We start from the raw sequence: 20,854 nt of genomic DNA, 5'->3' as shown, positions 1-20,854 counted from the left end.
GGGAAACGCCCGGTCCCATTCCGAACCCGGAAGCTAAGACCCACAGCGCCGATGGTACTGCATTCGTGAGGATGTGGGAGAGTAGGACACCGCCGGACAACACCAAGGGTAGAGGCCCCAACACACCGTGTTGGGGCCTCCCCACACTTAACCACCACAACACCAAAACCACACAGGGTCTCTGTAGTCTTGGTCGATGGACAGTATCTTTTCCCATGCTCATGAACCGCAGGCTGCCGATATGCCAGGGGACGTGCTCCAAGCCCGGACTGCCACAGTCGTGGTTCCGGTGCATCCTGAATTTGCCTTTGACGGTTTTACGGATGGCATCCACTTATGGTGGCCCATGGACGGCTACAGCGGATTTGGCGTGGAATCGCATCCCGGCTTCGATGACCGCGGGCTGTCTGAGGAGGCTCCAGATGGACGGCAGCAGCTGTGGGCGGAAGTCCGCGGGTGGACGCCGCCGTCGTCCTTGGTTCTGGCCTGGCAGCTGGCTGGGAATCCGCTTGCCCCGACCGTGGTCGCCGTGACCTTTGAAGCCGTCGACGACGGCACCCGGGTGACGCTCGTGCATGACGGTTGGGCGGCCGGGGTGCCGGGCCGGCAGCAGTACGAAAAGTACTGTGATTGGCCACTCATCTTGGCCAGATACGCCAGATTCATGGGTGCAGCTCCCGGGCTCGACTAGACTGTAGTGTGGGCTGTTGGGCCCGAGATTTTAGCAGTATGAGATCAATAGTGAAGAGCGGCTGTTACTGTGCCAGTTGGTGCGCTCAAAGGTTTAGGAGTCGGCATGGCTGAGCAACACGGTGGCAACCGCGAAGGAAATTCACAAGGCCGGGACGGCGGAGGATTCAACGGACGGCCCTATGGTGACCGCCCGCCGGCGGGGGACCGCAAGGACCGTAAGCCGTATGCGGAGCGTGACAACCGTGGCGGCCAGGGCGGGCGCCCCTATGGTGACCGTCCGGCGCGCTCTGGTGGCGAGCGTCCCTACGGTGACCGTGACAACCGTGGCGGCCAGGGCGGGCGCCCCTATGGTGACCGTCCGGCCCGTTCCGGTGGCGAGCGTCCCTACGGTGACCGTGACAACCGTGGCGGCCAGGGCGGGCGCCCCTATGGTGATCGTCCGGCGCGCTCTGGTGGCGACCGTCCTTACGGTGACCGTGACAACCGTGGCGGCCAGGGCGGGCGCCCCTATGGCGATCGTCCGGCGCGCTCCGGTGGCGATCGCCCTTACGGTGACCGTGACAACCGTGGCGGCCAGGGCGGGCGCCCCTATGGCGATCGTCCGGCGCGCTCCGGTGGCGATCGCCCTTACGGTGACCGTGACAACCGTGGCGGCCAGGACGGGCGCCCCTATGGCGATCGTCCCGCCCGATCCGGTGGCGACCGTCCTTACGGTGACCGTGACAACCGTGGCGGCCAGGGCGGGCGCCCCTATGGTGATCGTCCGGCCCGTTCTGGTGGCGAGCGTCCTTATGGTGATCGTCCGGCGCGCTCTGGTGGCGACCGCCCCTACGGTGACCGTGACAACCGTGGCGGCCATGCGGACCGTCCTGCCCGTTCGGGCGGGGACCGGCCCTACAACAGCCGGCCCCACGGCGACCGGGAAGACCGCGGCCCCCGCACGGCGCCGCAGCGCAACGCAGGTGACCTGCGCAGCTCGAACCGTGCCGACCGTTCACGCTCACCGGAAATCGACCATGACGTCACCGGCGAGGAACTGGACAAGGTCACCCGTGCGCAACTGCGCATCCTGGACTCCCGCAACAACGAATGGGTGTCCAAGCACCTGGTGATGGCCGGCCGGCTGATCGACTTTGAACCGGAGCTTGCCTTTGAGCACGCCCTGGCTGCCAGCCGTCGCGGCGGCCGGCTGGCCTGCGTCCGTGAGGCAGTCGCCATGACCGCCTACGCTGCGGGCAACTATGCAGAAGCCCTGCGCGAACTGCGCACGTACCGGCGCATCAGCGGCTCCAATGTCCACCTGCCGCTCATGGCCGACTGCGAACGCGGGCTGGGACGCCCGGAGAAGGCCCTCGAACTGATCCATTCCGAGGAAGCTGAAACCCTGGACACCGCCGGCAAGGTGGAACTGGCCATCGTGGAGTCCGGTGCACGCGGCGACTTGGGCGAGCTCGACGCAGCCCTGTCCGTGCTGGAAATCCCGCAGCTGGACATCAACCGGGCCTTCTCCTTCAGCCCCCGCCTGTTCCGCGCCTACGCCATGGTGCTCCGTGCCGCCGGCCGCAAGGACGAGGCGAAGACCTGGGAACGCCAGGCCGTGGTGGCTGACGAGGCCCTGGGCCTGGACGACAGCACCGACTCGATCATCGTGGACCTTGGCGACGACGACGATATCCCCCTGGACGCGCCCCGAGTCCGCGTCTCCGACGTCATGGAACCGGCTGTCCAGCCCGAGCACGCCGGCCAGGATGCCCCGGCCAACGAACACGACGAGACCGAAGTGGACGACGCCGAATCCGACTACTTTGAATCCGATGACCCCGAATCCGACCAGGACAGCGCGGACGACGATGCAGACGTCCTGGCCGGCGACACCGGGGCGGCCGCCCACGCCGCCTCGGATTCAGGCCCGTTTGACGGGCAGGAGGACTAGCCCCTTGTCCGCGGAGACAACAAAGACCCTGCTGGCCGGCTTCGACGCCGTCCTCGCCGACCTGGACGGCGTGGTGTATGCCGGGCCGAACGCCATCCCCGGCGCCATTGAGGCCTTGACGGGCCTGGCCGGTGCCAACGTCAAGCTGGGGTACGTGACCAACAATGCCTCCCGCACCCCGGCCCACGTTGCCGCACACCTGCGTGAACTCGGCGCCCCCGCGGAAGAGGGCCAGGTGGTCAGCTCGGCCCAGGCCGGGGCCGCGCTGCTGGCCGAAAGGTTCCCCGCCGGCAGCAAGGTCCTGGTCGTCGGCAGTGCCGCCCTGGTCCGCGAGATTGAGCTGGTCGGCATGACGAGCGTGGACAGCGCCAAGGCCACGCCCGACGTCGTCATCCAGGGTTTTGAACCTTCGCTGGGCTGGGAGGACCTCGCCGAGGCCGCCTTTGCCATCCACGGCGGGGCGGCATGGATTGCCACCAACACGGACCTGACCATCCCTCGGGAGCAGGGGATCGCCCCAGGGAACGGGACACTTGTGGCGGCCGTGCGTGCCGCCGTCGACCGCGACCCCCTGGTGGCCGGCAAGCCGCAGGCGCCGTTGTTCCACACGGCCGCCAGGCGCCTCGGGGCGGACCGGCCGCTGGTGGTCGGGGACCGCCTGGACACCGACATTCTCGGCGGCAACAACGCCGGCATGGCCACGGCCTTGGTCCTCACCGGCGTGGATTCCGTGGAATCCGCGCTCAAGGCCAAGTCCGCGGAACGCCCGCGCTTCATCATTGACACGCTCAAGGACTTTTACCAGCCCTACCCTGAGGTGGCGCACGACGACGGACGCGTCACCTGTGGTGCCGCTGCCGCGGCCGTCGCGGACGGCGTGGTGACCGTGGCCGGCGAACGGGACGACCTCAACGCCTGGCGTGCCGCCTGCGCGGTGTGGTGGGCGGCCGTGCCGGAATCGGACACCGTGACGGATCCGCAACTCGTGTGGAAAAAGCCGGAATAGTGGGCCCCGTGGACTCCGAAGGAAGCGGTGACCCCGCCGTGGACGCCATCGTGGCCCTCGCCGGCCAGGCAGCCGCGCTGCCCACCGCGGAGCATAACGGGGTGTACACCTCGGTCATGGAGTCGCTGCAGCGCGAGCTGGACACCGACCCGGCCGCGGACATTGCCGCCGCGGCTCCCGGCGGAGCCCCGTGACCCGGCTCGACCAGGAACTGGTGAACCGCAGGCTGGCCCGTTCGCGCACCGTGGCCGCCGCCCTCATCAAGTCCGGGCGGGTAACCGTCGACGGCACGGCCGCAGCCAAGGCCGCCCTGGCCGTCACCGCTGAAACAGGCATTGAACTCCAGGGCGGCGGACCCGAGTACGTCTCCCGTGCCGGCCACAAGCTGGCCGGGGCGCTGGCCTGCTTCCCGCAGGTCACCGTGGCCGGCAAGCGCTGCTTCGATGCAGGGGCCTCCACCGGCGGCTTCACCGACGTGCTGCTGCGCAACGGTGCGGCCAGGGTGGCCGCCGTCGACGTGGGGCACGGGCAGCTGGTGCCCGCACTCCGCGACGACCCGCGCGTGGACGTCTACGAGGGCATGAACATCCGCTACCTTGACGTGGCCGAAATCGGCGGCGCCGCCGAGCTGACCGTCTGCGACCTCTCCTTCATTTCGCTGACCCTGGTCATGGCGCCCCTGGCCCTGGCGACACGCCCGGGCGGGGACCTGCTGCTCATGGTCAAGCCGCAGTTCGAGGTGGGCCGCGAGCGGCTGGCCCGGACCGGCGTCGTCAGCTCCGAAAACGAACGCCGCCGCGCCGTGGGACTGGTGGCCCGGGCCGCCCTGGACAACGGGCTCACCCTGCGCGGGCTCGGGACCAGCACGCTCCCGGGCCAGGACGGAAATGTGGAGTATTTTCTGTGGGCAAGCCGTGAACTGTCAGTCCCGGCACCTAAGATCGAAGAACAGGGCAGTGCCGTGGAGGATCTGCTGGCACAGCTGTGGCCCTGACGCCTACCCGGAGGAAAGCCCAGCACATGACACGCCGCGTCTTGATCCTGGCCCACACCGGGCGCGAGGAATCGATGATTGCCGCCCTGGAGGCCTGCGTGCAGCTGCACGCCAACGACGTTGTGCCGGTCATGTACGCCGACGAGCTGGCGGACATGACCGGCTACCTGGGCGTCTCCGATGTCAGCATGGAAATCCTCGACCGCGACGTCACCCTGGCCGACATTGAACTGGTCATGGTGCTCGGCGGCGACGGCACCATCCTGCGCGCCGCCGAACTGGTACGCGACCACGACCTCCCGCTGCTCGGCGTAAACCTGGGCCATGTGGGCTTTCTGGCCGAAAGCGAACGGGCCGACCTCCTCCAAACCGTCGACTGGGTGGTGCAGCGCGAATACTCCGTGGAGGAGCGCATGACCCTGGACGTGAAGGTCCGCGTCAACGGCCGGGTGGTCACCCACACCTGGGCGCTGAACGAGGTGGCCCTGGAAAAAGGCAACCGGGAACGCATGATCGAAGTCGTCACCGAAGTCGACGGCCGCCCGCTAAGTTCGTTTGGCTGCGATGGCGTGGTCATGGCCACCCCCACCGGTTCGACCGCCTACGCCTTTTCCGCCGGCGGACCCGTGGTGTGGCCCGAGGTGGAGGCGCTGCTCATGGTGCCCATCAGCGCCCACGCGCTCTTTGCCAAGCCCCTCGTGGTGGCCCCCACGTCCACGCTGGCCGTGGAGGTCCTCACCCGCAACGGTGCCTACGGGGTGATCTGGTGCGACGGCCGCCGCACCGTGGACCTGCTGCCCGGCTCCCGCATCGAGGTGACACGCTCCGACAAGCCCGTGCGGCTGGCCCGCACCCAGCAGTCGCCGTTCTCCGAACGCCTGGTGCGCAAATTTGAGCTGCCCGTCCAAGGCTGGCGCGGACCGTCCGGGGAGGAAGCGGCGCCACCCACCACCCAGCTGCCGGTCATCCACCCGCCCATGGCCAAGTCTCAGCCGGAAGGGCCCCACACCGGCCCGCTGCCGCTGGTGCCGGACCTGACCGTCACCGGGACTGCCGAAACCGACCACACCATGCCACACAGCCTTGAGGGGGCCAGGCCGCACCATGATTGAGGAAATACGGATCCGCGACCTCGGGGTGATTTCGGAGTCCACCCTGCCGCTGGGCCCGGGCCTGAGCGTGGTCAGCGGCGAAACCGGGGCCGGAAAGACCATGGTGGTGACCGCCGTCGGGCTTCTGCTGGGCAACAGGGCGGACGCCGGGGCCGTGCGCAACGGGGCCAAAAGCGCCTCCGCCGAAGCCACGCTCACGCTGCCCGCCGGCCACGCTGCGCTGGCCCGCGCCCAGGAGGCCGGGGCGGACATCGACGAGTTCGACGGCGGTGCCGGGCTGATCCTGGCCCGCACAGTGGGCGCCGACGGGCGCAGCAGGGCGCACGTGGGCGGGCGGAGCGCCCCCATCGGCGTGCTCGCGGAGCTGGGGGAGACCCTGGTGGCCGTGCACGGGCAGTCGGACCAGATCCGGCTCAAGGGCGCCGGGCCCCAGCGCGAGGCGCTGGACAAGTTTGCCGCGGAAGCCCAAAAGCAGTTTCCGGCAGCCATGACCGCCTATGGAGAGGTTTTCCGGCGCTGGCAGGCATCGCAGGCCGAGCTGGAGCTGTTGCGCAATTCCAGCCGGGAGCGGCTGCGCGAGGCGGAATCACTGGCCACGGCCCTGGCCGAGATCGACGCCGTGGCACCCCAGGAGGCCGAGGACGAGCTCTTGAAGGCGGAAGCGGTGAAGCTGGGCAACGTGGAGGAGCTGCGCCGGGCCTCGCTGGGCGCCCACGAGGCGCTGCTGGCCGAGGACTACGGCGACGGCGCGGACGCCGTGACCCTCGTGGACACGGCCCGGCGGCTGCTGGAAACCGTGGCCGGGTCCGACGACGAACTCGCCGAACTGGGCAAGCGCGTATCCGAGGTGGGCTACCTGCTGGCGGACATCGCCCGCGACCTGGCCGGCTACGCCACCTCGCTGGACTCCGAGGGGCCCGGCCGGCTGGCCGAGGTGGAGGACCGGCGCGGGGAGCTGGCCGTGCTGGTGCGCAAATACGCGCCCACCATCAACGAGGTCATCGAGTGGGCGGACCGCGCCCGGGCACGCCTTGATGAGCTCACGGACGACTCCGGCAGGATAGAGGCGCTGGAGGCCGGGGTGGCCGCATCCCTCACCGAACTGGAAACGCTGGCCGCCAAGGTCACCAAGCTGCGCCGCGCCGCCGCCGATGCCCTCTCCAAGAGGGTCAGCGCCGAACTCAAGGCACTGGCCATGCCCGACGCCAGGCTGGTCATCGACATGGCACCGGCGGAACGCGGCATCCACGGCGCCGACGACATCACCTTCCTGCTCCAGCCCCACGCCGGCGCGTCGCCACGGCCGCTGGGGAAGGGCGCCTCCGGCGGTGAACTGTCCCGGGTGATGCTGGCGCTGGAGGTGGTGCTGGCCGCCGTCGACCCCGTCCCCACGTTTGTCTTTGACGAGGTGGACTCCGGCGTGGGTGGCAAGGCGGCCGTGGAAATCGGGCGCCGGCTGGCCATGCTGGCCCGGCACGTGCAGGTCCTGGTGGTCACCCACCTGCCCCAGGTGGCGGCGTTCGCCGACCAGCACATCCTGGTCACCAAGAGCTCCGCCGGCAGCACCCCCGGGGGCGGCATCACCACCAGCAATGTGCGGCTTTTGGACGATTCGGAGCGGGTGCGTGAATTGGCCCGCATGCTGGCAGGACAGGAGGATTCGGCCACGGCGCAGGCCCACGCCAAGGAACTGCTGGCGGACGCCCGGGCGGCAGTGCCGTAGGACGAAGGTGTTGCCACCGCGGGCCGCCATGGCGGCAGGGGCGGCGGATACATATTGGCTCATTAGATGATAGGCTCGAATTCCGTGGTGCAACGATCAAATTCCCGGTTCAGTGGTCAGTCCAAGACGACCAAACACATCTTCGTCACCGGCGGAGTCGCGTCCTCGCTCGGCAAGGGGTTGACGGCTTCCAGCCTCGGCCACCTGCTCCGCGCACGCGGCCTTTCGGTCACAATGCAAAAGCTCGATCCCTACCTGAACGTGGATCCGGGCACAATGAATCCCTTCCAGCACGGTGAGGTCTTCGTCACGGATGACGGCGCCGAGACCGACCTCGACATCGGCCACTACGAGCGCTTCCTGGACGAAAACCTTGAAGGCTCCGCCAACGTCACCACCGGCCAGGTGTACTCGACCGTCATCGCCAAGGAACGGCGCGGGGAATACCTCGGCGACACCGTCCAGGTCATCCCGCACATCACCGACGAGATCAAGCGCCGCATGCGCCTGGCCGCCGAGGGCACCAACGCCCCCGATGTCATCATCACCGAAATCGGCGGCACCGTCGGCGACATCGAGTCCCAGCCGTTCCTGGAGTCTGCACGCCAGGTGCGCCAGGACATCGGCCGCACCAATGTGTTCTTTGCCCACGTTTCCCTGGTGCCCTACATCGGCCCGTCGCAGGAGCTGAAGACCAAGCCCACGCAGCACTCCGTTGCGGCGCTGCGCTCCCTGGGCATCCAGCCGGACGCCATCATCCTGCGCTCGGACCGCGTCCTGCCCGAGGCCATGCACGCGAAGATCGGCCGGGCCTGCGACGTGGACGTCGAGGCCGTCATCGGCTGCCCCGACGCCCCCAGCATCTACGACATACCCAAGACCCTGCACGCGCAGGGCCTGGACTCCTACATCGTGCGGGCGCTGGATCTGCCGTTCAAGGACGTGGACTGGACCAAGTGGGACACCCTGCTCGAGGCGGTCCACAACCCCCTGCACCACATTGAGATTGCCCTGGTCGGCAAGTACATCGACCTGCCGGACGCCTACCTGTCCGTGACCGAGGCCCTGCGGGCCGGCGGCTTCGCCAACAGCACCCGGGTCAAGATCCGCTGGGTGCCCTCCGACGAGTGTGCCACGGAGGCCGGCGCCATCAAGGCCCTCGCCGACGTGGACGGCATCTGCGTTCCCGGCGGCTTCGGCATCCGCGGCCTGGAAGGCAAGCTCGGGGCCCTGAAGTACGCCCGCGAAAACCAGATCCCCACCCTGGGCCTGTGCCTGGGCCTGCAGTGCATGGTCATCGAATATGCCCGCGACGTGGTGGGGCTGAAGGGCGCCTCCTCCTCCGAGTTTGACGACAACCCCACGTACCCGGTCATCGCCACCATGGAAGAGCAGCTGGACATCGTCGACGGCAAGGGCGACCTGGGCGGCACCATGCGCCTGGGCCTGTACCCGGCCGTGCTCACCGAAGGCTCCGTCATTGCCGAGACCTACGGCCGCACCGACGTTGCCGAACGCCACCGCCACCGCTACGAGGTCAACAACAAGTACCGCGGGCAGCTTGCGGACGCCGGCCTGGTGTTCTCCGGAACCTCGCCCGACGGCAAGCTCGTGGAATTTGTTGAGCTGCCCCGCGAGGTGCACCCGTACTACGTCTCCACCCAGGCCCACCCGGAACTGAGCTCGCGCCCCACCCGGCCGCACCCGCTCTTTGCCGGGTTGATCGCCGCCGCACTGGAGCGCCAGAACGCCACCCGCCTGCTGGAGGTCTGAGCCCGCCATGACCTCACCCGGAACCCCGCCGGCGGCGGACACCCAGCCCGCTGCCGCGGGGGCGCTGCCGGTGGCCGACGCAGCCAGCCCCCGTGACCTGCAGTCGTCCGAGACGGTCTACCGGGGGCGGATCTGGGACGTTGTCTCGGACACGTTCACCCTGGCGCCCGGGACGGCACCGCTCACCCGGGACTACATTGCCCACCCGGGCGCGGTGGCCGTCGTGGTGCTCAACGACCAGGGCCAGGTGCTGCTGCTGCGCCAGTACCGCCACCCCGTCCGGATGGACCTGTGGGAAATTCCCGCGGGCCTGCTGGACGTGGAGGGCGAGGACTTTGTGGCCGGTGCCGCCCGCGAACTGGCCGAGGAAGCGGACCTGGCAGCAGCCGACTGGCACGTGCTGGCCGACTTCTTCACCTCACCCGGATCCTCCAGCGAGGCCATCCGGATCTACCTGGCCCGGTCCATCTCCTGGATCCCCGAGGCCGAACGCCACGTCCGCACCGAGGAAGAGGCCGAGATCCAGTTCCGCTGGATGGACCTGGACGAGGCCGCCGCGGCGGTCCTGGACGGGCGCATCCACAACCCCTCCGCCGCGGTGGGCATCCTGGCCGCACAGTCCGCGGCCCGGAACGGCTTCGCCGCCCTGCGGGACCCCCGCGCCCCCTGGCCGGCGCACCCCAGCCAACACGGCCAATGACGGTGGCCGCCGCCAACGGGCTGGGCCGCGCCATCGGCGACTACCTCCAGCACGTGGGCGTGGAGCGAGGCCTGGCAGCCAACACGCTGCAGGCCTACCGGCGCGACCTGCTGCGCTACGAACACTTCCTGGCCGGCATCCCCGTCACGGAACCCGGCGGCGTCACCCGGCACCACGTGACCGCGTTTGCCCAGGCCCTGGCCGACGGCGGCGACGGCGGCGCCGCGCTGGGCCTGCGCTCCGCCGCGCGCACCATTGTGGCCGTGCGCGGCCTGCACCGGTTCTGGGCGCTGGAAGGGCTCACCGACGCGGACCCCGCAGCGGACGTCCACCCGCCCATGCCCGGCCGGCGCCTCCCCAAGGCCATCAGCGTTGACGACGTCACCGCCATCCTCGAGGCCGCCGGCTCGGACACTGCCGCCGGACTGCGCAACACCGCCATGCTGGAATTCCTGTACTCCACGGGCGCGCGCATCAGCGAGGCCGTGGGCCTGGACGTGGACGACCTGGTCCTCTCCGGCCCGGAGTCCGACGGCCCGTCGCTGGTGCGGCTGTTCGGGAAGGGCTCCAAGGAGCGCCTCGTGCCGATCGGCTCCTATGCGCTGCGGGCCCTCGAGGCATACCTGGTCCGCGGGCGCGGCACCCTGGCCGGCAAAGGAAAGGGCACCCCGGCACTGTTCCTGAACACCCGCGGCGGGCGGATCAGCCGGCAAAGCGCCTGGAGCATCCTGAAGGCCGCCGCGGAGCGGGCCGGCGTCACCGCGGACGTTTCACCCCACACCCTGCGCCATTCCTTTGCCACGCACCTGCTCGAGGGCGGCGCGGACGTGCGCGTCGTCCAGGAACTGCTGGGCCACGCCTCCGTGACCACCACACAGGTCTACACCCTCGTCACGGCCGAGACCCTGCGGGAAGTGTACGCGGCGGCCCACCCCCGGGCCCTGGGATAGTCGGGGCCGGCGCCCACCCCAGGTCCGTGGAGATGGCACGTGTGGCGTCCTTGAGCCCGGGCAGCAGCTTGAGCAGTCCTTCGAAGTCCAACAGCATGACCGGGACCGAGAGCGACGCGGCCGCCACCACACGTCCGGAGGCGTCGCGGATGGGGGCGGCAATGCAGTGCACATAGGATTCGTGCTCCTCCCTGTCATGCGCCCAGCCCTGTTCGGCGACCTCCCCCAGTTCGGCCAGCAGCCCCGCAGCGCCGGTGATCGTATTGCCGGTGGTCCTGACATAGTCCAGGCCGGCTGCAATCTGCTCCTGCCGGTCCACGGGCAGGTCCGCCAGGATCACCTTGGCCACCGCGGCGGAATGCAGGGCCGCCGTCAAGCCGATGCGGGAATACATGCGCACGGGGTGGCGGGATTCGAACTTGTCAATGTAGACCACCTCGGCGCCTTCCATCTCGGCCAGGTGGACCGTATGCCCGGTGGCCCCGTTGAGGCGGGCCAGGTGCGGGTGCGCCACCTGCCGGATGTCCCGCTGCTCCAGTGCGCGCGAGGAAAGCTCAAAAAGCCTGCGGCCCAGCTGGAACTGCCCGGCGCCGTTGCGGACCAGGAAGTGCTCGGCCTCCAGGGAATGCAGCAGGCGCATGACGGTGGTCTTGTGGACGTCGGACGTGGCGGCCAGTTCGTCCAGCGTGGCGGGCTGCCCGGCCACCATTCCCAACAGCTCCAGGGCCCGCACCAGGCTCTGGCTCATGGCAGGGTGCCGTCCGCCGTCACGCCGGCGCCCCCAGCCAGTGCGGGAGATTCAAGGCGGCCGGGGGAGACCCTGGTCGCTGCCCAGTCGGCGTCGGTGCAGCCCAACATGGCCGCCAGCATCCCGGCGGCCGGCAGCGGCCCGCGGTCACCGGGCACCGTCAGCGTGCAGGCGGCAGCCAGGTGGCCGCGGCGCAGGGAGGAACGCTCGTCCAGGCCGGCGAGCAGGCCGCTGAGGTAGCCGGCGGCAAAGGCGTCACCGGCGCCCACCGGTTCCACCACGTCAACGCGCAGGGCCGGCACCTCGATCCGCGACCCGTCCCGCAGCAGTGCGATCGCGGAAATGTCCGCGTTCTTCACGACGATGGCTTCCGGGGCCGGAAGCAGGGCCCGCAGTGCGCCTTCGTCGTTGGTGCCCAGGGCCACAAGGGCTTCATCGGCGCCCACCAGCACGACGTCGGCCAGGTTGGCAAGGTGCGCCAGCACGGTTTTGTCCTGGCCCGCCCACAGCGATTCCCGCCAGTTGACGTCAAAGGAAATGCGGCGTCCGTTGCGGGGGGAGGAAAGAACCGCCTCAAGCAGGCCCCGGCACTCCGGGGACAGCGCCGCGGTGATGCCGCTGAGGTGGATGAGTCCCGCCTGCTCCAGCAGTTGTGCCACCACCGGGCCGGCGAGCAGCCCCGGGCCCATGGCGGAAGCGGCCGAGCCGCGGCGATAGTACAGGACGGATCCTTCGGCCGGAACCTTGACGTAAAGTCCCGTGGGGCGTCCGGCGTCGACCTCCACACCGGAAACGCCGACATGGTGGGCGCGCAGCTCGTCCAGGATGCGGGTGCCGAAGCCGTCGCGGCCCACCCGGCCCACCCAGTGGGCGTCAACGCCCATGGCGGCCAGGCCCATGGCGACGTTCGACTCGGCGCCGCCCACACCGTAAAGCAGGTCGGCGGCCTCGGACAGCGGCACGTTGCCCGGGGGCGAGAGCACGGCCATGGTCTCTCCGATGCATACAACTGGCTGCATAGTGCTGGTGCTCTTTCGCTCGCGGGACCCGGCGGCTGCCTTGACGGGTGAATCCTGACCATGTTAGACATGAGCGGACAATCCTTGCAACCAGCGTTGCAAAATACGCAACAGCCGGTCACCGTGGCCGTCCCCGAAAGGAACCTGGCGCCCGCCATGAACAATGCAGAACTGGTTTCCCGGCTTGAGGCCGACCGCACCCTGGCCGTGGTCCGTGCCCCGGGAATCGCCGACGCCGCCGAACTGTGCCGCGCCCTCGTGGCCGGCGGGATCACCGGCGTCGAGCTGACCTACACCACGCCGGGGCTGCTGGAACATGTGGCCAAGGCCGCCGGCACGGCAGCGGACCACGGTGCCGTGGTGGGTGTGGGGACGGTCATGACCGCCGACCAGGCCCGGGCCGCCATCGACGCCGGGGCAGCGTTCCTGGTGACCCCCGGGATCCGCCCGGAGGTGGCGTCGGTGGCCGCCGCGGCCGGGGTGCCGTTTGCACTCGGCGCCATGACCCCCACGGAGGTGGCCATGGCCCTGGACCTGGGCTCCGCCGTCGTGAAGATCTTTCCGGCCCGCACGCTCGGTGCCGCGTACCTCAAGGACCTGCAAGGCCCCTATCCGGGCGTGAAGCTGCTGCCGTCCGGCGGCATCAGCGCCGGCAATGCCGGGGAGTTCCTGGCCGCCGGCGCGCTGGCCGTGTGCTGCGGCACCGCCGTGGTTCCGCCCGACGTCGTGGCTGCCGGGGACTGGACGGACATCACGGCGCGTGCCTCCGCCTTCACGGGCGCCCTGCGCTAGCGCGCCGCGCCGAGGTGCACGACGCCGGGCCCCGGCCTAGGCTGGAGCCATGACTGCCGCTGCCGTGACCCTGTGCTTCCTGCTCCGTGACGGCGCCGCCGGCGGGGAGGTCCTGCTCGGACTCAAAAAGACCGGCTTTGGCTCCGGCAAGGTGGTGGGGATCGGCGGGCATGTGGAACCGGGGGAGACCACGGCCCGGGCCGTCTGCCGGGAGGTGGAGGAGGAATCCGGGATCACGGTGCTGGAGTCGGACCTCATCCCCGCCGGCACGGTGGACTTCGTGTTTCCGGCCAGGCCCGAATGGGACATGGCCGCCACCATCTACCTGTGCCGGAGATTTGCCGGCGAGGCGCAGGAAAGCGAGGAGATTGCCCCGCGCTGGTATCCGGTGGACCAGCTGCCGGGGGAGCGGATGTGGGAGGATGCCATCCACTGGCTCCCGGCGTTCCTCTCGGGGGAGCGCGCCCACTGGCAGATCACGATGGACCCGGACAACGAAACCGTGGCCGCCAGCACCCGCACCCTCCTGCCCTGAGGCGGGCCGGCGCCGGGTCAGGGCTTGGCGACCGTCAGCAGGAACGTGGAGTCTTCCAGGGCCTTTACGGAGTGGCGGGCGCGGGGGACCACCAGGTGGTCCCCCGCGGAGCCTTCCCAGGAGACATCCCCGGTGGCCAGCACCAGCCTGCCGCCGAGCACCTGGACGGTGGCTTCGCCCGGGTTGTCGTGTTCGTCCAGCATGGAGCCGGCCGTCAGGGCCACCACGGTCTGGCGCAGGACCCGTTCATGCCCGCCATAGACGGTCCGGGCGCTGCGCCCGCTGGTGCTGGACCTGGCCTGTCCCAGCAGTTCCCTGGCCAGTGCGGTCAGCGACGATTTTTCCACGATGGTCCTCCTGGTGTAGTGACGCTCCACACTTTACCGCCCAGGCCGCTGCGCGCGGCTCAGGCCAGGTGCCGCTCGTCCACGCCGTTGTAGGCGCTCAGCGGGCGGATCAGGGCGTTGGCGGCGCGCTGTTCCATGATGTGCGCCGTCCAGCCGGTGATCCGGGAGGCGATGAAGATGGGCGTGAACATGTCGGTGTCAAAGCCCATCAGGTGGTAGGTAGGCCCGGCCGGGTAGTCCAGGTTCGGCTTGATTGCCTTGGCCTCCTCCATGGCCTGCTGCAGCCCGTCGTAGAGGCCCAGCATTTCCGGCCGGTCAAAGTGGGCGATCATCGCATCCAGTGCCGCCTTCATGGTGGGAACGCGCGAATCGCCGTGCTTGTACACGCGGTGCCCGAAGCCCATGACCTTCTTTTTCTGTGCCAGGGCGTCCTCCATCCAGGCCTTGGCGCGGGCGGCGGCCTCTTCGCGGGACTCGTCCTTGCGTATGCCGATCTCGTCAAAGGTGTGCATGACGGCCTCGTTGGCGCCGCCGTGCAGCGGGCCCTTCAACGCGCCGATGGCGCCCGTCACGGCAGAGTGCAGGTCGGACAGGGTGGAGGTGATGACCCGGGCGGTGAACGTGGAGGCGTTGAAGGAATGCTCGGCGTACAGGATCATGGAGACGCGGAAGGCGTCGACCACCTCGGGGGCGGCTTCCGCGCCGAAGGCCATCCACAGGAAGTTGTGGGCGTAGTCCAGGTCCTCGCGCGGCTCCACGACACCCAGGCCGCGACGGCGGCGCTGGTCGTAGGCGACGACGGCCGGGAACTGCGCAAACAGCGACTTGGCCTTCTCCAGCTCAGCCGCCGGCGAGGAATCCTCGGCCAGCGCGTGGTTGGCTCCGAGGACGGACACGGCCGTGCGGCCCACGTCCATCGGGTGGCAGTCCAACGGCAGCAGGTCGATGGAGGCCCGCACGTTGGCGTCCAGCGAACGGTTGGCCCGTTCAAAGGCCTCGAAGACCGTCAGCTCCTCCTCGGTGGGCAGCTCGCCGGTCCACAGCAGCAGGGCCACTTCCTCAAAGGACTTGCCGGCAGCCAGCTCCTGCACCGGGTAGCCGCGGTAGAGCAGGGAGTTCGACTCCGGGTTCACCTTGGAGATGGCCGTGTAGTCGGCCACGACGCCGGCCAGGCCCTTGCGTACGTCTTCGTCGCTCACAGTGGATGCTCCTTCTTCAGAGATTGGCGTTGTTGGTGGTGATGTCCAGGCCCGGGACCTGGAAGTTGAAAATGCCCGTATCAAATTGGTTATACGCCTCGTAGTCAACCAGTTCATAGAGCCGGGCGCGAGTCAGCATGTCCGGGACCGCAGCCTCCTGCGTGCCGTCGGCGGCCAGGGCGTCCAGCACCCGTTCTGCGGCGCCCATGGCGCTGCGCAGCAGCGTCACCGGGTAGATGATCATGGCCACCCCCGCCCCGGCCAGCGCGTCGCGGGTGAACAGCTCGCTCTTGCCAAATTCCGTCATGTTCGCCAGCACGGGCACGTTGACGGCCTTGCACACGGCCTCAAACTCGGACACGTCCTTCATGGCTTCCGGGAAGATGGCGTCGGCACCGGCGTCCACGAGGGCCTTGGCCCGGTCGATGGCCGCGTCCAGGCCTTCGACGGCGCGCAGGTCCGTGCGGGCCATGATGAGGAAGTTCGGGTCCCGGCGGGCATCTGCCGCGGCCGCAATGCGCTTGACGGCCGTGTCCAGGTCCACCATGTTCTTCCCGTCCAGGTGGCCGCAACGCTTCGGGTTGAACTGGTCCTCGATGTGGCAGCCGGCCAGGCCGGCGTTTTCCAGCTCCTGGATGGTGCGGGCCACGTTCATCGGCTCGCCAAAGCCGGTGTCCGCGTCGATCAGGCAGGGCAGCTCCGTCATGCGGGCGATCTGCCCGCCGCGGGCCGCCACCTCCGTCAGGGTGGTCATGCCGATGTCGGGCAGGCCCAGGTCGTTGGCGAGGACCGCGCCGGAGATGTAGACGCCGTCGAACTTCTTTTCCTCGATCAGGCGGGCCGAGAGCGGGTTGAACGCGCCGGGGAACTGGCGTGCCGCCCCCGGGACCAGCATGTCCCGCAGGTCCCGGCGCTTCTCTTCGGCGGTCTTCTTTGAATACAGCATTTAAAACAGCCCCTTCGGTGCGGCGGCGGGATCGACGACGCCTGGCGCCGCCGTGATGTTCAGCTGGCCCAGTTCCCCGGCGGCCAGGTTGGGAAGGTTTTCGGCAGCGGCGATGAAGCGGTCGATCTCGGCCTCCTCGACCAGGCCGGCGGCCAGGGTGCGGAACTTGTTGATGTACTGTTCGCGGGCAAACGGGCGGGCGCCCAGCGGGTGGGCGTCGGCCACGGCGATGGAGTCGGTGATGACGGTGCCGTCGTTGAGCGTGATCTCCACGGAGCCGCCAAAGGCCTTCTCCGCGATGTCCAGTGAGTGGTAGCGGCGCGTCCACTCGGCGTCCTCCTCCGTGGTGACCTTGTGCCACAGCGCCACGGTGTCGGGTCGGCCGGCCCGCTCGGGGGAGTAGGAGTCCACATGGTGCCACGTGCCGTCCTGCAGGGCCACCGTGAAGATGTACGGGATGGAGTGGTCCAGGGTTTCGCGCGAGGCGGTGGGGTCGTACTTCTGGGGGTCGTTGGCGCCGGAACCGATCACATAGTGGGTGTGGTGGCTGGTCTTGATCAGCACGGACTTGACGTTGGCCGGGTCGGTGGCCTCGGGGTGCCCGCCGTGCAGCTTGCGGGCCAGGTCGATCCACGCCTGCGCCTGGTACTCGGCGGAGTGTTCCTTCGTGTAGGTGTCCAGGATGGCACGCTTCGCCTCGCCGTCGGCGGGCAGCGGCACGGTGTATTGCGCGTCCGGGCCGTCCAGCAGCCAGGCGATGACGCCGTCCTCGCCCTCGTAGATCGGCACGGGGGAGGTCTGCCCGCGCATGGCGCGGTCGGCAGCCTCAACGGCCATCTTGCCGGCGAAGGCCGGCGCGTGCGCCTTCCAGGTGGAGATTTCGCCCTTGCGTGACTGGCGGGTGGCGGTGGTGGTGTGCAGCCCCTGGCCCACGGCCTGGAAGATGGTCTCCACCTCAAGGCCCAGCAGGGTGCCGATGCCGGCGGCGGCGGACGGGCCCAGGTGCGCCACATGGTCGATCTTGTGCTTGTGCAGGCAGATCGCCTTGACCAGGTCCACCTGGATCTCGTAGCCGGTTGCGATGGCGCGGATGAGGTCGGCACCGGAGGCGCCGGTGTGCTGGGCCACGGCGAGGATCGGCGGGATGTTGTCGCCCGGGTGGGAGTACTCGGCAGCCAGGAAGGTGTCGTGGTAGTCCAGTTCGCGCACGGCCACGCCGTTGGCCCACGCCGCCCATTCCGGGGAGACCTTCTCCGTGATGCCGAAGACGTTGGCGCCCGAGCCGCCGGTCGACGGCGCGTGGGTGAGTGCCTGGGCGCGGGCGGCGACGATGGGCCCGCGGTTCAGGGAAGCGATGGCGACGGAGGCGTTGTCAATGATGCGGTTGATGATCATGTCCGCCACTTCGGGAGTGACGGCCACGGGATCGGCGGCGACCTTGGCGATCTTGTACGCGAGCTGGTCCTCGCGGGGCAGGTTTTCTTCGCTCTTGTAAACGCGGACGGTGTGCTGGGTAACCATGGGATTCCTTTTCAAAGAGGGGTGGCTGAACGGGCAGGTAACGGGGTCAGGGGGTTGCGCCGCCCTCCAACAGGTGGCGGAGGCTGTTGTCGAGGTGGACCGTCGTGGCCGCACTGGCCACGGTGGCGTTGCCGTTGGCGATCGCCAGGGCGATGTCGGCATGTTCCCTGGCGGCGTCGCGCAGGCGTGCGGGGTTGTCCTTGGACAGCCTGCGCACACGCACCAGGTGCACGCGCAGGCTTTTCAGGGCCTGCGCCAGGTAGTGGTTTCCGGCAGCCGTGTCGATGGCGGCGTCGAGGTCGCCGGCCAGCCGGTAGTAGTCATGGCGCGTCGGGTCCGCCTCGGTGATGAGCCGGCCGGCGTCGCCGAGCAAGCGGTGCAGCTCCAGGAACACCTCGGGGTCCCGGTTCCGGGCTGCCAGTTCAGCGGCCCGGCACTCCAGGGCGGAGCGCAGTTCAAACAGTTCCTCCACACGGTCCAGCGAGATGCCGCTGACCACCGTGCCGCGGCCGCTTTGCGGCTCGGCCAGGCCCTCGGCGGTCAGCCGTGCCAGGGCCTCCCGGACCGGGGTGCGGGAGACGCCCAGGCGTTCGGACAGCTCCACCTCGGCCAGCACTGTGCCGGGCGGCAGCTTCCAGCTCACAATGTCGCTGCGCAAGGTGGCATATGCCTTCTCGCCTGCCCGCATGAGCTGCTCCGTCCCACCGTTGTCCAGGATCCGCCGGCTGCCTGCCGTCGCTTTCATCAGTGTATACATAGCGGCATGGATTGGGTAGTGATTGCCGGAATATTCTAAAAAATTCCTCAACTGTGTATACAAAAACCCTTGCGTCCGTCCGTCCGCACCCGTTAGCATGACAAGCATCACATCAGTCTGGATGGAGGACCCCCATGTCCCGGAATGGCCGTAAATACACCGAGGCATACCGCCGCAGCCTCGCGGACCCGGAAGGGTTTTGGCTGGACGCCGCGCAGGCCGTGGACTGGTCGGTGCCGCCGGCGCAGGCCTACAGCGGCTCCGATGCCCCGATCAGCCGCTGGTTCCCGGACGGCGAGCTGAACACCTGCTACAACGCACTGGACCGCCACGTGGACGCAGGACGCGGGGACCAGCCGGCGCTCATCCACGATTCCGCCATGCAGGGGAAAACCACCAGCTACACGTACAGCGAACTGACGGCCGCCGTGGCGGCGTTCGCCGGCGTGCTCCGCAGCCAGGGCGTGGGCAAGGGGGACCGGGTGGTCATCTACCTGCCCATGATCCCCGAGGCCGCGATCGCCATGCTGGCCACCGCCCGCCTCGGCGCCGTGCACTCGGTGGTGTTTGGCGGCTTTGCAGCCAATGAGCTGGCCGTGCGCATCAAGGACGCCGCACCGAAGGTGGTGGTGACCACCTCGGGCGGGCTGGAACCGAACCGCCATGTTGAATACCTGCCCACCGTCCACGAGGCCCTGGCCACGGCCGGCGCACCGGAGCTGCCGGTCATCGTCAAGCACCGCGACGGCTTTGCCACGGACCCGGCCGCCCTGGCCTGGAACCACGTGGACTGGGACGCGGCGCTCGCCGGGGCCCAACCGGCGGAACCGGTGGCGGTCAAGTCCACGGACCCGCTGTACGTGTTGTACACCTCCGGGACCACGGGGACGCCCAAGGGGGTGGTCCGGGACAACGGGGGGCACGCCGTCGCACTGTTGTGGACCATGGCGAACCTCTACGACATCCACGCCGGCGAGGTGTGGTGGACGGCCTCGGACGTCGGCTGGGTGGTCGGCCACTCCTATATCGTGTACGGGCCGCTGCTCGCCGGCGCCACGACCCTCATGTACGAGGGCAAGCCCGTGGGCACCCCCGACGCCGGGGCGTTTTGGCGCGTCATCGACCAGCACAAGGTGAAGGCGCTGTTCACCGCGCCCACCGCGCTGCGCGCCATCCGCAAGATGGACCCGGAGGCGGAACTGCTGAAGAACTACGACCTCGGCAGCCTCCAAACGCTGTTCACCGCCGGGGAACGCCTGGACACCGACACCTTCCACTGGGCGTCGAAGGTGCTCGCGGTGCCCGTGGTGGACCACTGGTGGCAAACCGAAACCGGCTGGGGCATTGTGGGCAACCCGCGCGGACTCGAGCCGCTGCCCATCAAGGCGGGATCGCCCACGCTGCCGATGCCCGGCTACGACCTGCGCATCGTGGACGGCATGGGGGAGCCCGTGGCCGCGGGGGAGGAAGGGAACATTGTGCTGTCGCTGCCCCTGCCGCCGGGCACCCTCACCACCCTGTGGGGCGACGACCAGCGCTACGTTGACTCCTACCTCAGCGCCTTTGCCGGCTGCTACGCCACAGGCGACTCCGGCTACGTCGACGAAGACGGCTACGTGTTTGTCATGGGCCGCACCGACGACGTCATCAACGTCGCCGGCCACCGGCTCTCCACCGGCGCCATCGAACAGGTGGTGGGCAAGCACCCGGCCGTGGCCGAATGTGCCGTGATCGGCGTGGCGGACACACTCAAGGGCCAGAAGGCCGTGGGGTATGTGGTGCTCAAGAGCGGGGTGGCGATCGAAGCGGACGTGCTGCAGAAGGAACTCGTGGCCCTGGTCCGCAAGGAGATCGGGCCGGTGGCCGACTTCAAGAACGCCACCATCGTCGATGCACTGCCCAAGACCCGCTCCGGGAAGATCCTGCGCAAGACCATGCGCCAGATCGCCGACGGCGACGACTACACGGTGCCGTCCACCATTGAGGACAGGTCGGTGATCGAAAACCTCGTGCCGATCCTGCGTGGCGCGGACCATCCCGTCCATTGAGACGGGCCCCGTGTGGCAAGTTTGACGTAGCCCGGTGCGGGAGTAGGGTGCAATCAAG

Annotated in this window: 21 protein-coding genes and 1 rRNA gene; 14 read left to right on the top strand and 8 right to left on the bottom strand. The window is 69.0% G+C overall.

Features of this window, described 5'->3' with window-relative positions; genetic code table 11:
- Positions 1 to 98, top strand: a 5S ribosomal RNA gene (gene rrf, locus MMF96_RS09845); the annotation flags it as partial.
- A gap of 248 nt (positions 99 to 346) precedes the next feature.
- Positions 347 to 691, top strand: a complete 345-nt coding sequence (locus MMF96_RS09840; protein WP_256883433.1) for an SRPBCC domain-containing protein — start codon at positions 347 to 349, stop codon at positions 689 to 691.
- A gap of 141 nt (positions 692 to 832) precedes the next feature.
- Here MMF96_RS09840 and MMF96_RS09835 read toward each other — a convergent pair whose 3' ends face one another.
- A complete protein-coding gene (locus MMF96_RS09835) occupies positions 833 to 1,552 on the bottom strand; it encodes a hypothetical protein (protein ID WP_256883432.1) in 720 nt (239 codons plus the stop codon).
- A gap of 234 nt (positions 1,553 to 1,786) precedes the next feature.
- Here MMF96_RS09835 and MMF96_RS09830 point away from each other — a divergent pair, with 234 nt between their 5' ends.
- The 9 genes from MMF96_RS09830 to xerD all read left to right on the top strand — a co-directional run bounded on the left by MMF96_RS09830 (position 1,787) and on the right by xerD (position 10,884).
- Positions 1,787 to 2,626: a hypothetical protein gene (locus MMF96_RS09830; RefSeq protein ID WP_256883431.1), complete on the top strand. Its 840-nt coding sequence runs from the start codon at positions 1,787 to 1,789 to the stop codon at positions 2,624 to 2,626.
- A gap of 4 nt (positions 2,627 to 2,630) precedes the next feature.
- Positions 2,631 to 3,632 carry an HAD-IIA family hydrolase gene (locus MMF96_RS09825; protein ID WP_256883430.1) on the top strand — a complete coding sequence of 334 codons (1,002 nt, stop codon included), beginning with the start codon at positions 2,631 to 2,633 and terminating at the stop codon, positions 3,630 to 3,632.
- A gap of 8 nt (positions 3,633 to 3,640) precedes the next feature.
- Positions 3,641 to 3,826: a hypothetical protein gene (locus MMF96_RS09820; RefSeq protein ID WP_176617469.1), complete on the top strand. Its 186-nt coding sequence runs from the start codon at positions 3,641 to 3,643 to the stop codon at positions 3,824 to 3,826.
- Positions 3,823 to 4,626 (top strand): TlyA family RNA methyltransferase, encoded by an 804-nt coding sequence (locus MMF96_RS09815; protein WP_176617468.1) that lies wholly within the window; start codon positions 3,823 to 3,825, stop codon positions 4,624 to 4,626. The genes MMF96_RS09820 and MMF96_RS09815 overlap by 4 nt, the downstream gene beginning before the upstream one ends.
- A 26-nt stretch (positions 4,627 to 4,652) precedes the next feature.
- Entirely contained in the window at positions 4,653 to 5,738 is a 1,086-nt protein-coding gene (locus tag MMF96_RS09810) for an NAD kinase (protein WP_256883429.1), read from the top strand.
- Positions 5,731 to 7,461 carry a DNA repair protein RecN gene (gene recN, locus MMF96_RS09805; RefSeq protein ID WP_256883428.1) on the top strand — a complete coding sequence of 577 codons (1,731 nt, stop codon included), beginning with the start codon at positions 5,731 to 5,733 and terminating at the stop codon, positions 7,459 to 7,461. The genes MMF96_RS09810 and recN overlap by 8 nt, the downstream gene beginning before the upstream one ends.
- Positions 7,462 to 7,527: 66 nt before the next feature.
- Entirely contained in the window at positions 7,528 to 9,234 is a 1,707-nt protein-coding gene (locus MMF96_RS09800; RefSeq protein WP_176617465.1) for a CTP synthase, read from the top strand.
- Between the two features lie 7 nt (positions 9,235 to 9,241).
- Positions 9,242 to 9,934, top strand: a complete 693-nt coding sequence (locus tag MMF96_RS09795; protein WP_256883427.1) for an NUDIX hydrolase — start codon at positions 9,242 to 9,244, stop codon at positions 9,932 to 9,934.
- Entirely contained in the window at positions 9,931 to 10,884 is a 954-nt protein-coding gene (gene xerD, locus MMF96_RS09790; RefSeq protein ID WP_176617463.1) for a site-specific tyrosine recombinase XerD, read from the top strand. Before MMF96_RS09795 ends, xerD begins: the two co-directional genes overlap by 4 nt.
- Here the strand turns inward: xerD and MMF96_RS09785 are convergent.
- The gene (locus MMF96_RS09785; protein WP_256883426.1) at positions 10,826 to 11,632 is read right to left on the bottom strand and encodes an IclR family transcriptional regulator; all 807 of its coding nucleotides are present in this window, start codon (positions 11,630 to 11,632) and stop codon (positions 10,826 to 10,828) included. The two genes, xerD and MMF96_RS09785, sit on opposite strands and share 59 nt — an antisense overlap.
- A complete protein-coding gene (locus tag MMF96_RS09780; protein ID WP_256883425.1) occupies positions 11,629 to 12,651 on the bottom strand; it encodes a sugar kinase in 1,023 nt (340 codons plus the stop codon). The genes MMF96_RS09785 and MMF96_RS09780 overlap by 4 nt, the downstream gene beginning before the upstream one ends.
- 156 nt (positions 12,652 to 12,807) lie before the next feature.
- Between MMF96_RS09780 and MMF96_RS09775 the strand changes: the two genes are divergently transcribed.
- A complete protein-coding gene (locus MMF96_RS09775; protein WP_256883442.1) occupies positions 12,808 to 13,443 on the top strand; it encodes a bifunctional 4-hydroxy-2-oxoglutarate aldolase/2-dehydro-3-deoxy-phosphogluconate aldolase in 636 nt (211 codons plus the stop codon).
- 49 nt (positions 13,444 to 13,492) lie between these two features.
- Positions 13,493 to 13,978, top strand: a complete 486-nt coding sequence (locus MMF96_RS09770; RefSeq protein WP_176617460.1) for an 8-oxo-dGTP diphosphatase — start codon at positions 13,493 to 13,495, stop codon at positions 13,976 to 13,978.
- A gap of 17 nt (positions 13,979 to 13,995) precedes the next feature.
- Here MMF96_RS09770 and MMF96_RS09765 read toward each other — a convergent pair whose 3' ends face one another.
- The 5 genes from MMF96_RS09765 to MMF96_RS09745 are packed head-to-tail and all read right to left on the bottom strand — an operon-like array spanning position 13,996 to position 18,679.
- Positions 13,996 to 14,325 carry a cupin domain-containing protein gene (locus MMF96_RS09765; protein ID WP_176617459.1) on the bottom strand — a complete coding sequence of 110 codons (330 nt, stop codon included), beginning with the start codon at positions 14,323 to 14,325 and terminating at the stop codon, positions 13,996 to 13,998.
- A gap of 59 nt (positions 14,326 to 14,384) precedes the next feature.
- Complete coding sequence (locus tag MMF96_RS09760) at positions 14,385 to 15,524, bottom strand: bifunctional 2-methylcitrate synthase/citrate synthase (protein ID WP_176617458.1); 1,140 nt, start codon at positions 15,522 to 15,524, stop codon at positions 14,385 to 14,387.
- Between the two features lie 16 nt (positions 15,525 to 15,540).
- Positions 15,541 to 16,470 (bottom strand): methylisocitrate lyase, encoded by a 930-nt coding sequence (gene prpB, locus MMF96_RS09755; RefSeq protein ID WP_256883424.1) that lies wholly within the window; start codon positions 16,468 to 16,470, stop codon positions 15,541 to 15,543.
- Complete coding sequence (locus tag MMF96_RS09750; protein ID WP_176617456.1) at positions 16,471 to 17,991, bottom strand: MmgE/PrpD family protein; 1,521 nt, start codon at positions 17,989 to 17,991, stop codon at positions 16,471 to 16,473.
- Positions 17,992 to 18,037: 46 nt separating this feature from the next.
- Positions 18,038 to 18,679: a GntR family transcriptional regulator gene (locus MMF96_RS09745; protein ID WP_256883441.1), complete on the bottom strand. Its 642-nt coding sequence runs from the start codon at positions 18,677 to 18,679 to the stop codon at positions 18,038 to 18,040.
- Positions 18,680 to 18,882: 203 nt separating this feature from the next.
- Between MMF96_RS09745 and MMF96_RS09740 the strand changes: the two genes are divergently transcribed.
- A complete protein-coding gene (locus tag MMF96_RS09740; protein ID WP_256883423.1) occupies positions 18,883 to 20,796 on the top strand; it encodes a propionyl-CoA synthetase in 1,914 nt (637 codons plus the stop codon).
- Positions 20,797 to 20,854: the final 58 nt, after the last annotated feature.

It is taken from the genome of Arthrobacter sp. STN4 (assembly GCF_024539665.1).
Taxonomy (GTDB): domain Bacteria; phylum Actinomycetota; class Actinomycetes; order Actinomycetales; family Micrococcaceae; genus Specibacter.
This window is presented reverse-complemented; position numbering and strand designations above follow the sequence as displayed.